Source organism: Cytobacillus sp. Bac17, assembly GCF_024519925.1.
Classification (GTDB): domain Bacteria; phylum Bacillota; class Bacilli; order Bacillales; family Cytobacillaceae; genus Cytobacillus; species Cytobacillus pseudoceanisediminis.
This window is the reverse complement of sequence record NZ_JALJRC010000058.1, coordinates 1-15,524: the sequence shown is the minus strand read 5'-3', so window position 1 is coordinate 15,524 and position 15,524 is coordinate 1. Positions and strand designations below refer to the sequence as shown.

The window sequence follows — 15,524 nt, the reverse complement described above, 5'->3', positions numbered from 1 at the left end:
GGAATATAACCAGCATCGTTATCAATGGGGCTTAAATAAAATGACCCCGGAGCAATACCGGGGCCATTTACTAGCCGCATAGGCGCTTTTTAAACCGTCCGTAAATCGGGGCACAGTTCAGTTTCCGCTACAGAGGCCTTTTTGTAAAAAATTTTCGTGCTCTAAGCCCAAAAACTTTTTAAGGAGTATTAAAAAATTACCATGAATCTATGGGACTGTCAATTTCGTAAAAGAATTTTAAGAGTAATGGAGAAGGAAATAATCATCTCTTTTGCAATTGGAAAGTGGTGATATTCCGTTCTTAGGTGATTTCCTCAACAGTAATGCCATAAAACTCTGCAAGCTTTTCTAAATTTTTTCTTCTAGGAAAACTTTTATTTAGCTCCCAACCCCCAAGAGTACTGCTAGCAATCCCAATCGCATTTGCTACTTCTTGCTGTGTTAAGTTCCTTGTTATCCTCAGTGACCTTAGTTTAGTCCCGATGTTTTCAGGAATTTTATTTCCAATAAAGATTTTTTGGATACGGTCAAATGGTACGTTATACTCATCGGCAAGTATTTTTATTATCAGATTATCGTTATCTTTATATTTTGGATTTAAGCTTGCCATTTTGTATGCTAATTTGATTTCCTTAATTTCATATTGCTTTAATCCTGTCATCTTGATCACCATCTCATTATTTTGGTAATTCAGAGGCAAGTTTCCGCTTTTTAAGACTCGCCGTATTTTATGTATTACTATTATGAACAAATATTCTAAATTAAAAATACAGAACCATTCTTACAAAACACTTAAATTCGGGTAGACTTTTAGCATTTAAGGGCAGGTTGTTCAACAAGAATAATAAATTTTTAATCTCTCTTTATGATAGAATGATATAAAAATGTAAAATTTAGGGATTTAAGTGAGGTATATTAATGGAAGCTGAACAAAAAAGTGGTAAAGGAATACTCCTAACTATTGGGTGGTTATCAGTGATCTTATTAACTTTTAACTTAATACCGCCTATGCTTTTGTTTTTCCCTATATGCATAGGAGTTGTAATAAGGCGAGATTACCAGGAGGATAAGCTAGGATCAGCAATGATTATCTTAGGTATAATAAGTGGAATCACTGGTTGGCTTTTAGGTATATTTGTTAGTAATAATTTTTATTAAACAAACGGTGCAGTTTAATTGAGGATAGGGGGACTAAAATGAAAAAGAAAATGAACAAATTATTCTTACTTTTAACAATAACCTTTATGGTTGGTTGTACTAACGTAGAAGATACATCCAATACGGTTGAAGAAACAGAGTTACATAAAGTAGTAGCAGCCGAAGGAAATAAAAATAATGCAAAAGAAGAAACTCTCACCACGGTTCCGGAAGAAATGGCAACCCAACCAAATAATGAACTGTTCTCAGGCTACAAACTTATTGAAGTTGATGGCGGTGATCTGTCTGGACATCGTGAACCAAATGTTGTAGTAGACATTGGCTATGGGGACCGTGAATATTGGGCATTTACTAATGAATACGGGCAACTAGTACGTGTCTTTGCTGACGAAATCATCCTACAAGATGACAGTAGCGAACCTGTATTATCGTCTGGCAGATACTATCCTGATGAGGCAAAGGTTCCGGGTGTTGAAAGTGAAACATTAGATGAAGGACATATCATTGCTGATTCTCTTGGAGGGGTAGCAAATGCTTATAATATCACTCCACAAGATAGCATACTCAATCGACACGGCGATCAAGCTTATATGGAAGATTCAATCAGTAGAGCGGGTGGTGCTACAGACTTTGAAGCAATTATCACTTATCCGAATACACAGACTCAGATACCTTCGAGTTATCAATATACTTACACGATAATGGGCAACAAGATTGTTGATTCATTTGACAACGGGAACCCAGACGAAGTAAACGCATCACTCGGTTTAACAAACAGTGATTTAGTTGAATCAACCGAACCCGTTGAATCAACAGGAACAAACACAAACGTTGATATTTCCAGCGTAGATACAAACAGCAATGGACAGGTGACGATAAAAGAAGCAAAGGAAGCAGGTTTTAGAATGCCAATAACGAGCGATCATTGGTTAAATATAGGTAATAATTCATAGGATAGTTAGTCTAATATGAGGACTGACTATCCTTTTTTATTTACATAATGCATTAATTAAATAATGGTAGAAAATATAGTTTAGAAGGTTTAATATGGATATATAGACAACGAACGTTTGTTTGTTTTTTGGAGGACGTAGCCTCGGTGCGAGGACAGCACTCCGCAGAAACGATAGTTTCGAGGACCTTAAAGAAACAACAATAACAGTAAACATTACAAGTAGCAGCATTATCGTAAATTACAATTGGTTGGAGATGCTTTTATGAAGGTAGAACAAATATTGATTGGGAATAGAAAAGCATATCTGCTTATTGATTCAAAAGGATCGCCCGTTGAACCCGTTGCGAAGTATATGAAATTTCACTATAACAAGGAGAGTAGTAGCAATACTTTACAGACTTACTGTACAGCTTTGAAATATTACTTTACATACTTAGAACAAAAAGGAATTGATTATCAGCAAGTTAGCTTTCAAATAATATCTGATTTCGTTGCTTGGCTCAGAAATCCATATGAAAGCAATAAAGTAGTACCTCAAAAAGAAGCTAAGGCTAAACGTAGTGAAAGAACAGTAAACACTTACCTTACGGTAGTGACATCATTTTATGATTATCTATACAGAGAAGAATTAGTTGGATCAAATGTTGTTGAAAAGTTGATGAAGAAGATGTTTCAAGGTGCAGGTGGAAATGGATATAAGGATTTTTTATATCATGTAAATAAAGACAAACCACGTTTCAAAAATGTGCTTAAATTAGACGAACCTAGAGTAAGAGTAAAGATATTTACAAAGGAGCAAGTTAATGAAATCTATAAATCTACTACTAACATTAGGGATAGATTTTTAGTAAGGTTACTTTTTGAAAGTGGCTTTCGTATAGGTGAAGTTCTCTCCTTGTTTCTTGAAGACTTTCAATTTGACGCAATACAAAGGAAACACAAAATACAACTAACAGATAGAGGGGAGTTACTAAACGGGGGGAAGTTGAAGACTGGAGAACGAAAGATTGACATCTCTCAAGGACTAATGGACTTGTATGATGATTATTTGTACGAAGTGCTAGATCAATATAATCCTAACCATAACTTTGTATTTGTGAAGATTTGGGGTAAGAACGCTGGAGAACCTCTCACGTATTCTGATGTTTATGCAACTCTTAAAGAGATAGAAAGGAAAACAGGCATATATATTACTCCACATTTATTCAGACATACTCATGGAACTATATTTTATCTCCAAACAAAGAACATAAAGGCTGTACAAGAACGTCTAGGTCATGCACATATGCAAACAACCATTGACCTATATGTTCACCCTTCCGAAGATGATATTCGCAAGGATTGGGAGAAAGCCTCTCATGCCTTTGAAATTGGGCATGGCATAGAGAAAAAAGAGGAAACTTTTTCATTTCATTCAAGTATTCCTGACGAAAAATTACCTTTTTAGAGCTATATTAGTATTTTAGGAGGACAAACATTGAATAAAATTATATCAAATAAATCAATCCCAAAAAGTGAATATGGGGACTACATAAATTCCACCCTATCCTCTTACGAGGTTAAAGAGATTTCCAACGATGGAAAAGTAACAAGAAGAGTTGTGAATGATGATTACTTTTTAGTCAATGATGTTTGGAATATAAATGATATTGGTAAAATCCCTAACTTTGAAGAGGAATATAAAAAGAGAAAAGGTATAGTACAGAACATTTACTTTCAGTGCAAAAATCCAACCGTCAACATGGAGATCAAGTTTGTTGTTTATAGTCAACTTTTTTCAGACCTTTGGGGATTAAGGACTGTATTTAAAAGTTTTACAGGATCGCTAAAAAAACTGGCTGAATATTTAAACGAAAAGCACCCAAATCTCACTTCCCTTCTTGATTTAGACATCGAAAAAGAGGAAAAGCCTTGGATATTTTGGCTGAATGGTAAAGGAGTAAAGACGAGGTACATTAAGGATAACAGAGGGGAAGAATACGAAGCCAATACACCTTTAACCCTCTTTCTAGCACTGATTCATAATACACTCTTCCAACTAACGGATACCCGTGAAGAATGGGAGAAGGACCGATGGGATATACGGGTGCTGTATAAAAAATACGAGATAGGATTCAATGAATCAACTTCTGGTTATTACATTGATTTTTCAAATATAGAGAATAATAATTTTCGTAAAGCATTTAAAGAATATATAAAAGGTCGTCTAATAAGCGGCAAAAACTTCACCTGGAGTACAGCTCGAAGTTATGGAACATACACTATTCCATTTTTAAACTCAATTTCAAAACAAAATCCTAAATGGAACGATTTTAAGGAACTTGAAAGAAAACATATAGAAAAGTACATAGAAGAGTTAAATGAACATACAAAGACCACATTAAATAAGAAAAATTCCAATCCTAAAAAATATGTTCGACAAGCATTAAAGTGTGTTCGTGCGTTTATAAGAAATCTTCAAATTTTAGAGAAGTTCGAAGATTTTGCACCTGAAGAAATGGTGTTTCGTCTAATATATCCTGAAGACTTTCCTACTGTCCCTAAAAAATCATTGGATGAAATTGATTACATACCTGACTATGTATTGGAACAACTGTTTAATAATCTAAATGACCTTCATCCAGATGTACAGCCAATTATCTGGATTGCTTTCAAAACAGGGCTTCGCTTAAGCGATACATTGGGATTAACTCAGGATTGTTTAGGTAGAATAAATGGAAAACCAAATCTTACAACAGATATTGAAAAAACATATGTAATAGGTCATAAAATACCCATTGATGATCATCTAGCAGATATAATTGCAGTTTTAATTGACCGTTCTAAGCAATACAGCAATGATGATAATAATCCTGAAAGATACCTATTTGTTCGCTACCGAGGTTCCCGTAAGGGAAGACCATTTAGTCAGAATTTTGTTCGAGAAGAACTAAACAAATTAGCATTAAAAAGGAAGATAACAGATGAAACAGGCAATTTGTTTCGCTTCAAACCTCACCAGTTCAGACATACTTATGGAGTAAAATTGTTAAATGGTGGAGCTGATATTTTAACGGTACAGGAGTTATTAGCCCACGCATCACCCGAAATGACCTTGCGATATGCTCGTCTATTAGACGATACGAAACGTAAAGAGTTCGAGAAGGTTGTGAAACAAGGTGTATTTACCTTTGACATAAACGGGGAAATTTATCAGGTCTCAGAAAAGGAAGATATCCCTAAAGACATTCTTGATATGTTGTGGAAAGACGAGAAGTTAAATGCCTTAGATAACCCTTATGGGACCTGTCGTGCAAGGGTCAATGGGAATTGCCCATTGGCAGCAGAACCTCCTTGTCTCACAGCGAACGATGGAAAGCCTTGTTTTGATTTAGCAGTTGGTATGACAAGTTTTGATGTTAAAAAGTACGAGCTTCTCATAGAAACTACTACAAAGTGGATTAAAGCGTCGAAAGAATACGGTCGAGATGATATGGTCAAAGCAAATGAAAAAAATTTGGAGAGATATCAAAACATATACGAAACAATCAAGAATGGAAATGTCATTTTTGGACGTTTTAACCGAATGAAGAGACAATTAGTTCGAAAGAAAAAGAAAGGTGTTTCACATGGCTAATTTCGATCGTGAAGAGCAATTAAAGACGTTACATAAGGACCGAAAGAAGGCAACCAAGAAAAAGGTTGACGAGGCTATTAAACGCCTTACAAAGAATTCTAAGGCAATAAACTTTAATAGTGTAGCAGAAGAAGCTGGAGTGAGCAAAGCTACGCTGTATAATCATCCAGACCTTAAAGAGCGTATCAATTTCTTACGAAATCAACAAGAAGAAAAGTTTATAGATTCAAGGATAAAACGGGATGAAAACAATCAAAACGCTATTATAGCTTCACTGAAAAGAAGGATTGAAAAGTTAGAAAAAAAGAATAAAGAACTTGAACAAGAAAATAAGCGATTAAGTGAAAAAGAAAAGGAAAAACTTACAGACTACTTTAAGAAGATATAATCCTTATTCAACTAACGGGGCAGGTTTGTTAAACAAAGAATAATAATTTTTTAAGATCTCTTTATGATAGAATGAGGTATAAATGTAAAATTTAGGGTAGCGGTCTCATTTGTTCTTATAAAAAATACCAATTGTAAAAAATATTCAATAGGAGAGTTATTTAAATGAGTAAATTAAAAGTAGTTATTATTCTAATAGCGAGCTTGCTATTACTAAGTTCTTGTATTAGCAATGAAGTAATCCCCGAACAAGAAAGTAACGGGCAAAAAATACCTACTCCAGTTACACAGGGAAAAGAAATGTATAAAGTTAAAACTCCTGTAAAGTTCAATGTTGCACGAGGAAGTATAATTAATAATATTGATAACCCTTTAGATATAAATGAAATAGAACTTGGTCTAATGCTCCTTTCGATGGAACACTTTTCACCTGAGAACTTTTATTTTCAAGAAGGTCAATATTTAAATACAGAGACGATTAATAAATGGCTTAAAAGAGAATCTAGCGAGCAGACAGAAGGGTTTAATCCACCTATAAAAGGCTCTGAAAATGTTGAGCAGGCTTTAAAGCAAGAAGAAGAAAACCCTAAGATAGTCTCTCATATCTTAGAGCAAAATTACGTAGATAAAGATGGAAAAACAAAAGGGATTTCATTGGCTATATCGTTAAATTCTTTTTATTATTTTCAAGTAAGTGATAATAATGGACTGATCCATAGTGGTAACGTAAAGGTAGATAATAATAATAACGGAACAAATGATGTTAAAATATATGGTGAAAATATCGCTGAAAATGTAGTGAAAAGGATTAGAAATAATAAAAAAATCCCAAATGTACCAATTTTGTTAACTCTATATCAAGAAGAAAGTAGAGGAAGTGTTGTTCCAGGAAGATTTTTATCTAGTACATTTATTCCTGAAGGTAAAAGTGGAATAAATGATTGGGATAATATTGATAAAAAATATATGGAACTTCCATCAGGGGATGCTGAGAAAATTGACAGGTACTCCTCAGAAAGCTTTAAAAACTTTAATGTTGATATAGAAAAGAACTTTACGAATCTTAATATTAAAGTCTTAGGAAAAGGACTTTATATAGATAAAACATTATCTGAATTAAGCGTTGATATTGAAACAGCTGGGCTATCTCACCCTCAATTGATCGCCCTTATTCAATACGTTGGAGCAGAAATACAATCTCAAGTAATACCAAATACTGTTCCGATAAAAGTGAATATTTCAAGTGTAAAAGAAGCAGAGGCTGTTCTTACTTGGGATCCGGCTAGTCAAGAAATAAAAACACATATATATAATAAATAAAATATAGAGGAATATTCTCCCTAAAGGTGGAGTTATATGTCTACTAAAGTTATTTTCAATTTGGCTTGAAAAAAGGGTTGCTGCGGTAGCCCTTTTTTCTTGTTCCACTAACGGGGCAGCATTCCTGTAATGAATGAAAATGGAGTTTGAACAAAAAAATAACCTCTTGGTAGAATGAGAGAGTCCTGAAGCCGGCAAGCAAAAAGGACAAAAATCTCAAACACCAGGAGGCTTTACAATGAATTATAACCAGAATAAGAAGATTGCTCAAATCACTTCTCAAACTCTTATTATAGGAGTCGATATTGCGAAATTCAAACATGTGGCTCGTGCCCAGGATTTCAGGGGAATGGAGTTTGGATCCCCGTGTCAATTTGAAAATACAAAAGAAGGATTTGAAAACTTTCTTAAATGGATTTCGGAAATCAAAAAAGAACAGTGTATGAGTAAAGTGATGGTTGGCATGGAGCCAACAGGCCACTATTGGTTTAATCTGGCCCATATCTTAAAAGAAAATGGGATAAAGTTTGTCGCAGTAAACCCGTTGCACGTCAAGAAAAGCAAAGAGTTGGATGATAACTCACCCACCAAAAATGATGTGAAAGATGCCAAGGTCATAGCCCAGCTGGTCAAGGATGGAAGATACGCCGAACCAACAATACCGCAAGGTGTTTATGCAGAACTCCGTGTGGCAAAGAAAATACGCGATCTTTTAACTGAAGACCTACAAACGGTCCAAGGACAGGTGCACAACTGGATTGACCGGTATTTTCCGGAATTCCTCAAGGTTTTTAAGAAATGGGAAGGTAAGGCTTCTTTACAATTCTTAAAGCTCTATGCCTTGCCACATGAAATAGCTGTATTCACCGAAGAAGAACTACTCGTCCATTTGAGAAAGTCCGTATCTCGGAGTGTTGGATTAAACAAGATCCGCGAATTAAAACAGGCAGCTAGCCAGTCCATCGGACTTCGACAAGGTGCTGAAATGGCCAGGCTGGAGCTAAAAACCATTCTGGCTAAGTATGAATTAATTCAGTTACAATTCGAAGAATTGGACGCCAAAATAGACAGCCAGCTTGATGAAATACCAGGTGTACAACAAATGTTAGCGATAAAAGGTGTAGGCAGGGATACAATTGCCGGCTTCTTTGCGGAAGTAGGAGATTTAGGTGAATACAATCATCCAAGGCAGATTATCAAGCTGGCCGGCTTAAGCTTAAAAGAAAATACATCCGGCAAGCACAAAGGAAAAACGACCATCACAAAAAGAGGCCGAAAGAAACTCAGGGCACTGTTATTCAGGGTCTGTATGATTCTCGTCGCCAAAAATTCTGCATTTAAAGCATTACATGCTTACTATACTCAACGTCCGGATAATCCTTTAAAGAAGATGCAGTCCCTGATTGCTTTGTGTAATAAACTAATTCGGATTTTCTTCAGTATAGGAAAAAAGCAATTTGATTTTAATGAGGAAAAGATGCTAAAGGACATCCCTCATTTGGCAGTAACAAAGAAGACGGAAATGGCAGCTTAACTTTGGTTTAGATTAGATAAGTAGTAGTTCTTGCTTTTATAGTTTTTGAGACATTTGAAGCACGGATTAGTCGGCAAAGCAACTAAATTACGGGCTTGGACCCTGTGGGGCAGCATGGCTGACATCCACCTCATGGAAAGGTTGGACGAAGGAATTTGAGAGCGAAGACTCTGTGAGACATGGGAGGGTTGACCTCCATGAGTAAATGTGGACATCCACCAGTGCGGTTATATTTTTACTCATCCACCATTTTCTGTAAGGGACTGGTTAGTGGGTTCTAACTCTTTTTTCTCACTCTGTCCAAAAATATCCTTTCAAGTGAAGATCCTCCATTTATAAAGTGAGTTACCGAAAGGTAAATAACTATGAAATTCTAAGAAAACAAGAGTAAATAAGTGTTTTCGCTTCTTTTATTGAGGGAGGTTAGTTGAACAAGAAATTGGTTAATTTATGTTTTATTTGAACACGATACAGCTTGATTTGGCGATGTGGATTGGGTGTAGTGGATAAATATTAATTGAAGATGCGAATACTAACTGTAAAAAATTTAAAGGAGTGAGCATCTTGAAGAAAATGATTGTTCTCTTTACTTTTTTATTAATGTTCGCCACATATAACTTGGTTAATGCTAAACCTACAGAGCCAAAGGAAATTAAACCATATGCAGAAGATTGGTATGTTACACCAGAGGATATTATTCGTGATATTATATTTCCAGCCATTGATAAAAGGGTAATAAAAGAGTATGGAGGAAAAGAGGCTTCTGGTTTTGGCTGGCAGCAACAGAGAATTGTTAATATTGTTTATAACAACAATCATTCTTATGATATTTCCTTAAGAATTCAAGTTCCTGATAGTAATAATAATCCATTTGAATACGCAGATGACTTGGTCAAAGTAAGAGTATCTCCATCTTGTGATAGTCCTAAAATTGGATGTAGTCACGGCTTTAAGGTAGAAGTATTAGATTACGAACATAAGTAACGATAATAAAAGATACTTTCGGTAGAACCTAATTTGAAATGACCTTATTCAACCAACCAGTGCTTATATTCAAGATCAGCTGCCAAACCAGGCGGCTTTTTTGTTTAACAAACGGGGCAGGTTTGTTGAATAACGATATAGAATAAATAATAAAGTAGTTATAGGGGAGGGATGTTTTGGATAAGAATTTGGTTGTTCACATACCTACTTATACAAAAGTCAATTCTGCATTCCCAAAACCAAGGAATGATAATTACGATTATTGGGTGCCATTAATTAATTACTATTTACCAAAGTCAGACACGATTGAAATTCATTGTTGGAATGAAGAAATTGAAATTATTAGAGAAATTAAATGTCTTAACATAAATAAGCTAGAAATGCAGGATGAAAAAATAACAATATTCAAGGAGAAGAAAATCTGTACCCTTTCAGATTTTTTATTGAATAAAAATTTGGATGAAAACGATAATTTCAAGTGGTTTACAGTTAATTTAATATACGATGGAGTGACTATGTTTCATTCAGGTCATTGGGGAACAGAATTCTTTGTACCAAATGCAAAGGAAAGGGACATTTTAATTATCAAAAATGCAATTCCGCCGGAAACAAAATTGCATAAATACTAATATAGTTAGCTGCCAAATGACGGCTTTTTTGTTCAGCAAACGGGGCAGGTTTGTTGAAGAAGGTACTGCATCAAAAACCACTCTTTAAGAGCCTATCAGGAGCTTCTATAGAAAGCAAAAACCCCGTTTCTTCTTCGATGTTTATTTGTTTAGGCAATAAAAATAATCCAAGCCCTAACATCAACAGGGTTGGATTTTTATTTTAAAATTTATTCACCTAAATCCACTTATTACTCTTTTTCATTTTGTTTCTGCTCATTAAGGGAGTTGGCAGCATCTATTAATTCTTTTTTTAGCTTTAATATATCTACCTTTTCCTCACTACAACATTCAAAAATAATATTGGAAGATACTACATCATCTTCTTGAAAACCACAATACTTTTTTAAGTTCTTTTCAAAAAATATGTAATTATCTTGGTTTCTGAATTCATCTATAATTTCCAAGCCTATACTTCTTAAGAAATTATTGATATCTTCCCTCTGAGTCGTGTACTTGTTTATAACTATTTTTACAACTAAACTTATGTTCAGAAAGCTTTCAATTGCTTTAATTAAGATTATAGTTTTTTCGTTTTTATCAATCTCATTAATACGCCTGATTTGTTCCTTTAAAGTAAACTCCATATAAATCCCCCTTTATATTCGATAATAACCAGTAAAAATGAGAATTGTATTAAAATTGAATTAGAAATTAATGATATCAATCTGGTTTAGCTAAGAAACGGAATATTTATTTACAAAATGAAAAGGCATTATACGTTAGGGAAGTGTTTTTAGAAACTTATGGGTTCTGATCCTGTTTCTTATTTTACAAAAGGGCAGGTTTGTTGAATAAGAAAGTATGCTCTATAAATTAAAAGGTTAGTGATTCTAAGACTAAATAGATACGCAGCATTTATTGTTAAGATGAAACAAGGGATACAAATGTCATCCCTTAATGCTTAGATCCAATCCACCGGTGGCTTTTTTAACTGTGCTTTTACTCCAAGCTCTTTAGCAGCAGCCAAAATAAATTCTTTTCTAAAGAAATAACTTTTATGATTTACTATTTTTCCATTTTCAATCTCTTGTACTTGAATATCGTGAATTTCTGGTCCTTGAGCGCCATCAGCAAACACAATGATAACTGGTTTATCCCAAAGTATAATTTCTTTAGCTCTATGACCGGGTAGCCCAAACCGCAGAGAGCCATTAATCATCTCATCTTTAGAAAATTCTTGGAAACCCAAATAGGCTTCATTCTGTGCTTGAACACTAAATAGTGCTAACATACCGTCCAAATCTCCATTATTAAATGCTTTTAAGTATGATTGAATCGTTACATTTTTTTCATGGCTATTCAAACCAGATTTTGATTGAGTAAAATCAAAAGAAGCTATTTTTCTTCTCGCACGCTGTACCGAAGAATAGACCCCTCCCGGAGTACTTTGTACGATACCGGCTACTTCTTCAGCACTAAATTGAAAAATATTTAATAAAAGAAATGCCGCAAGTTGTTTAGGTGTCAATATAGACTCCAAAGATATTAGGACCTCTTCCAATAATAGAGGACTAGAGAAATTTTCGTTTGGTTCAGATACTTCATCTAATAAACCTACTTCCCGCTTTAGCTTTCTACATAGGTCAATCCAAGTGTTAGTTGCAACCCTAAATAAGTAATGTTTTTTATCAGTTATTTCACTCCACCGTTGAGGGAGAAGCCCAAACGCTTTTATAATCGATTCTTGATATAGATCTTCACCATCCCATGGTGAACCGGTGATATATTTACAATAATTCCATAAATCGGTTGAATAATCGGAGATTATTTCAAAAAATTCACTTCTTACCTTCCTGGTTTCATCTACAATATCCTTGTTAATGTGATCAATTGGTTTCATAAAAAATTCCTCCTACTGTCTATATACTATATAGACGATTGTTATTGAAAAATTATACGGCTTTGGAGAAAATATTTTAGAAACTCAATTATAAAATTATCCTTACTTTTTCGGGGATGCTTGTTGAACAAAAGGGACAGCATTCCTGTAAAAAAGCAAGTTTGTGAGGTAATGTACTTAAAGAAACGGGTGCTTTAGTTGAATAAGAAATCAAAATTAGATCACACATTTTAGATATATCTATTATGTGTGGTTCTTTTAATATCAAGCAATGTATTCCAATAACCTTAATATAACATTGGTTATACCCATATATGGATGATCGTGATAATGACGGTATGGTAGGGGAATAAACCGATAGAGGTATTGCCCAAGCTTCAGTTTTATCAGATTAAAAATAGACTGTATTATTACAGTCCATATTTCAGATGAAGAGGGCAATACTCTAAGATTCAGCTGCCGAAGGGTAGCTTTTTCTTATTAAACAAACGTGGCAGGTTTGTTGAAGAAGGATTCCCTGTATGATGGGCGAATATTAAATATTAGTTTATTATAAAAAAACTATTTAACGGAGATATTTATGAGTTATAAAATTGTTTTTTTTGATGTTGATGGAACTATTACAAATCACAAAGATGGAAGCATTCCTATATCTGCAATTGAAGCAATAAAGACTTTGAAAAGCAAAGGGCTAAAGGTTGTGGCTGCAACAGGAAGGCCGCTTTCAATGTGTCGGGATCTGAAAGAATTTGGTATAGAAACATTTATAACTGCAAATGGTGGATACGTGAAGCACATTAAGGAAGTTATACATAAAGTACCAATGAATAAAAGTATTATTCAAGAAGTCATAGAATTTGCCAAAATAGAGAATAACGGTTTGTCGTTCTATACAGAAGAATTCAGTATGAATGGCGTAACGGAGGAGGAAATTATAAAAGCTTTAAAGGAAACACTGTCTCTAAATGAGTATCCTGAAACTCATCCCCTAATTCACAATGAAGATATATTCTTATTGTGTTTGTTTGCAAATGATGAAACAGTTGAAAAGTATAAGCTAAAGTTCCCGCATCTAACATTTAAAAGATGGCATCCTTATGTGTTAAATGTTTTGCAGGAGGATGTTTCAAAGTCTTTAGCTATTATAAAAACTTTAGATTTCTTTGGAATCGATAAATCGGAAGCTATCGCTTTTGGTGACGGTGAAAATGATATTGATATGTTGGAATTAGTAGGGTTAGGTATAGCAATGGGGAATGGTAACGAGAAATTGAAAAAGGTCGCCGATTTTGTCACTAAGAAATCAAGTGAAGATGGAATTGAATATGCATTAAAAAAGTATGGAATTATTTAATTATTTATCCTTGGTGCGGACAGCGATCATTCAATCGAGAATATCGCTATTTTTCTTATTAAACAAAAGGAGCAGTATTGTTTAAGTTCGATAAGAATATTCTTTATATGGGGAGGATATTTTGAAAACTAGAAAAGGTCGCCTTATTTGGTTGTGTATATATTTTTTGATGTTTCTAACATTAACTCTACTTTATTTTTCTAATCAATTTTTTTCATCTGAACAAGATGCAGAAATGATTCCATTAATAGTTATGTATTTTTATCCTTAATTATCGCTTTATTAGCGGAGTGGTTCGGTGCTTTTAATAAGGAAAGCCCTCGATATATAAAATACATTTTTCAAGGAATAGCAGCACTTTGGTTTTTATTTTTATGGATATTTTTTAAAGATATGCTATTTTTGATGTTTTTTAGCTAATAGGGCATTAGCTCAATAAAGATACTCAATAATATAGAGCGTTGCCGTACAACACAATGCCAGAATAGGGCCAGCTTACGAGAGAATGTCTTGGGGAGAAAGGAATTATACGCTTGATCATTTTTGTGGAAATTTTACGAGCCATAGCTAGTGTTTTGCTTATTATAAGTGCTGGTTTCTATCTAAGACATTTAGAAAAGAGTAAAAGGCAAAGGAAACTTGTCTCACTTGAGTTAATTATGTATTTCACGATACAGTTTGCATTTATTCTCTTTGCTATCAGTTTTATAATTGCAGTATTTTCTTAGATAAAAATTGTTTATCAATCGGGCGCATTACTTTAAGATCAAGCTGCCATCTCAGGTGGCTTTTATTATTGTACAAACGGGGCAGGTTTGTTGAAGAAGAGTTTTAATACTGTTAAATTTTAACTAAGGATAGTTGGCAAAACGAGAGGAATGAACCAATGGATAAGGAAATGTTTATACATATAAGTAAATGTAAACTATATGCTAAATTGGTGGGAGAAAATAAAGGAAAGCCAACAGTCATAATGGATGCTGGATACGGAGACTTTTCTAAGGCCTGGAATTCAGTATTAAAAGAGATTTCAATGCTCTCTAGTGTACTAATATATGATAGAGCTGGACTTGGGAGAAGTGAACCAAGTTCTAATCCCAGAACCAGCCGTGAAATGGTAAAAGAATTAAAGGAACTACTTAGTGAAGCCAAGATTAAACCTCCCTACATATTAGTAGGTCATTCATTTGGTGGAGTAAATATGCGGATTTTTGCTACAGAATATCCAAATGAAGTTTGTGGACTAGTCTTAATTGACTCTACTCCCGAAGATTACAAAGAACGATTTCTCCCTACTATGTCACAAGATTTTCAGCAAGCATATAACAAGCAATTCGTTTACGAAGGAAATTATGACGAATTTATGGAAAGTCTAAAGCAGTTAAAAGACACTAAACAAAAATTAAATGTACCATTAATTGTTCTTTCAGCGGGTAAGAAAGCTCATTATTCTATGGGATCACAAAAGTTATGGAATGAAATGCAGAGAGAAATACTTGACATATCCTCTGATGGAGAATTGGTAATTGCTGAAAACAGTGCTCACTATATCCAAAATGATGAACCGGAAGTGGTAGTCTCTGCGATAAAAAAGTTAGTTGAGAATACTTAGTTCAGCTGCTAATCAGGCAGCTTTTTTCTTTTCAAACAAAACCAGCTAATAGTTTGTCAATATTTTTCAATAAAAACTTAAAATATCTCATGC

At 34.2% G+C, this 15,524-nt stretch carries 14 protein-coding genes; 11 read left to right on the top strand and 3 right to left on the bottom strand.

Features of this window, described 5'->3' with window-relative positions; translation table 11 throughout:
* Positions 1 to 301 precede the first annotated feature (301 nt).
* Positions 302 to 661, bottom strand: coding sequence for a helix-turn-helix domain-containing protein (locus tag NR125_RS28570; protein WP_071159317.1), 360 nt, complete (start codon positions 659 to 661; stop codon positions 302 to 304).
* A gap of 257 nt (positions 662 to 918) precedes the next feature.
* Here NR125_RS28570 and NR125_RS28565 point away from each other — a divergent pair, with 257 nt between their 5' ends.
* From NR125_RS28565 to NR125_RS28525, 9 genes are all read left to right on the top strand, one after another.
* A complete protein-coding gene (locus NR125_RS28565; RefSeq protein WP_071159319.1) occupies positions 919 to 1,158 on the top strand; it encodes a hypothetical protein in 240 nt (79 codons plus the stop codon).
* 38 nt (positions 1,159 to 1,196) lie between these two features.
* A complete protein-coding gene (locus NR125_RS28560; protein WP_256816731.1) occupies positions 1,197 to 2,111 on the top strand; it encodes a DNA/RNA non-specific endonuclease in 915 nt (304 codons plus the stop codon).
* A gap of 264 nt (positions 2,112 to 2,375) precedes the next feature.
* Positions 2,376 to 3,560 carry a tyrosine-type recombinase/integrase gene (locus NR125_RS28555; protein ID WP_256816730.1) on the top strand — a complete coding sequence of 395 codons (1,185 nt, stop codon included), beginning with the start codon at positions 2,376 to 2,378 and terminating at the stop codon, positions 3,558 to 3,560.
* Positions 3,561 to 3,590: 30 nt separating this feature from the next.
* Positions 3,591 to 5,729: a tyrosine-type recombinase/integrase gene (locus tag NR125_RS28550; RefSeq protein WP_256816728.1), complete on the top strand. Its 2,139-nt coding sequence runs from the start codon at positions 3,591 to 3,593 to the stop codon at positions 5,727 to 5,729.
* Positions 5,722 to 6,117 carry a DUF6262 family protein gene (locus NR125_RS28545; RefSeq protein ID WP_256816727.1) on the top strand — a complete coding sequence of 132 codons (396 nt, stop codon included), beginning with the start codon at positions 5,722 to 5,724 and terminating at the stop codon, positions 6,115 to 6,117. Before NR125_RS28550 ends, NR125_RS28545 begins: the two co-directional genes overlap by 8 nt.
* Positions 6,118 to 6,281: 164 nt before the next feature.
* The gene (locus tag NR125_RS28540; RefSeq protein ID WP_256816726.1) at positions 6,282 to 7,436 is read left to right on the top strand and encodes a CamS family sex pheromone protein; all 1,155 of its coding nucleotides are present in this window, start codon (positions 6,282 to 6,284) and stop codon (positions 7,434 to 7,436) included.
* 238 nt (positions 7,437 to 7,674) lie between these two features.
* The gene (locus tag NR125_RS28535; protein WP_256816725.1) at positions 7,675 to 8,970 is read left to right on the top strand and encodes an IS110 family RNA-guided transposase; all 1,296 of its coding nucleotides are present in this window, start codon (positions 7,675 to 7,677) and stop codon (positions 8,968 to 8,970) included.
* A 573-nt stretch (positions 8,971 to 9,543) separates the two neighbouring features.
* Entirely contained in the window at positions 9,544 to 9,954 is a 411-nt protein-coding gene (locus NR125_RS28530) for a hypothetical protein (RefSeq protein WP_256816737.1), read from the top strand.
* A gap of 176 nt (positions 9,955 to 10,130) precedes the next feature.
* Positions 10,131 to 10,583, top strand: a complete 453-nt coding sequence (locus NR125_RS28525; RefSeq protein ID WP_256816724.1) for a hypothetical protein — start codon at positions 10,131 to 10,133, stop codon at positions 10,581 to 10,583.
* Between the two features lie 230 nt (positions 10,584 to 10,813).
* On the opposite strand, the gene NR125_RS28520 is transcribed toward NR125_RS28525, so the two are convergent.
* The gene (locus tag NR125_RS28520) at positions 10,814 to 11,209 is read right to left on the bottom strand and encodes a hypothetical protein (protein ID WP_256816722.1); all 396 of its coding nucleotides are present in this window, start codon (positions 11,207 to 11,209) and stop codon (positions 10,814 to 10,816) included.
* 317 nt (positions 11,210 to 11,526) lie between these two features.
* The gene (locus NR125_RS28515) at positions 11,527 to 12,465 is read right to left on the bottom strand and encodes an RNA polymerase sigma factor (RefSeq protein WP_256816721.1); all 939 of its coding nucleotides are present in this window, start codon (positions 12,463 to 12,465) and stop codon (positions 11,527 to 11,529) included.
* A 580-nt stretch (positions 12,466 to 13,045) separates the two neighbouring features.
* Here NR125_RS28515 and NR125_RS28510 point away from each other — a divergent pair.
* Positions 13,046 to 13,819 (top strand): Cof-type HAD-IIB family hydrolase, encoded by a 774-nt coding sequence (locus NR125_RS28510; protein ID WP_071159323.1) that lies wholly within the window; start codon positions 13,046 to 13,048, stop codon positions 13,817 to 13,819.
* A gap of 886 nt (positions 13,820 to 14,705) precedes the next feature.
* The gene (locus NR125_RS28505) at positions 14,706 to 15,431 is read left to right on the top strand and encodes an alpha/beta fold hydrolase (protein WP_071159325.1); all 726 of its coding nucleotides are present in this window, start codon (positions 14,706 to 14,708) and stop codon (positions 15,429 to 15,431) included.
* The last annotated feature ends 93 nt before the right edge of the window (positions 15,432 to 15,524 follow it).

Bases quoted from the DNA above. Each gene is read 5' to 3' on its own strand.
- NR125_RS28555 (WP_256816730.1), top strand. From the start codon at position 2,376: ATGAAGGTAGAACAAATATTGATTGGGAATAGAAAAGCATATCTGCTT.
- NR125_RS28560 (WP_256816731.1), top strand. From the start codon at position 1,197: ATGAAAAAGAAAATGAACAAATTATTCTTACTTTTAACAATAACCTTT.
- NR125_RS28520 (WP_256816722.1), bottom strand. From the start codon at position 11,209: ATGGAGTTTACTTTAAAGGAACAAATCAGGCGTATTAATGAGATTGAT.
- NR125_RS28530 (WP_256816737.1), top strand. From the start codon at position 9,544: ATGATTGTTCTCTTTACTTTTTTATTAATGTTCGCCACATATAACTTG.
- NR125_RS28545 (WP_256816727.1), top strand. From the start codon at position 5,722: ATGGCTAATTTCGATCGTGAAGAGCAATTAAAGACGTTACATAAGGAC.
- NR125_RS28570 (WP_071159317.1), bottom strand. From the start codon at position 661: ATGACAGGATTAAAGCAATATGAAATTAAGGAAATCAAATTAGCATAC.
- NR125_RS28565 (WP_071159319.1), top strand. From the start codon at position 919: ATGGAAGCTGAACAAAAAAGTGGTAAAGGAATACTCCTAACTATTGGG.
- NR125_RS28510 (WP_071159323.1), top strand. From the start codon at position 13,046: ATGAGTTATAAAATTGTTTTTTTTGATGTTGATGGAACTATTACAAAT.
- NR125_RS28535 (WP_256816725.1), top strand. From the start codon at position 7,675: ATGAATTATAACCAGAATAAGAAGATTGCTCAAATCACTTCTCAAACT.
- NR125_RS28540 (WP_256816726.1), top strand. From the start codon at position 6,282: ATGAGTAAATTAAAAGTAGTTATTATTCTAATAGCGAGCTTGCTATTA.
- NR125_RS28505 (WP_071159325.1), top strand. From the start codon at position 14,706: ATGGATAAGGAAATGTTTATACATATAAGTAAATGTAAACTATATGCT.
- NR125_RS28515 (WP_256816721.1), bottom strand. From the start codon at position 12,465: ATGAAACCAATTGATCACATTAACAAGGATATTGTAGATGAAACCAGG.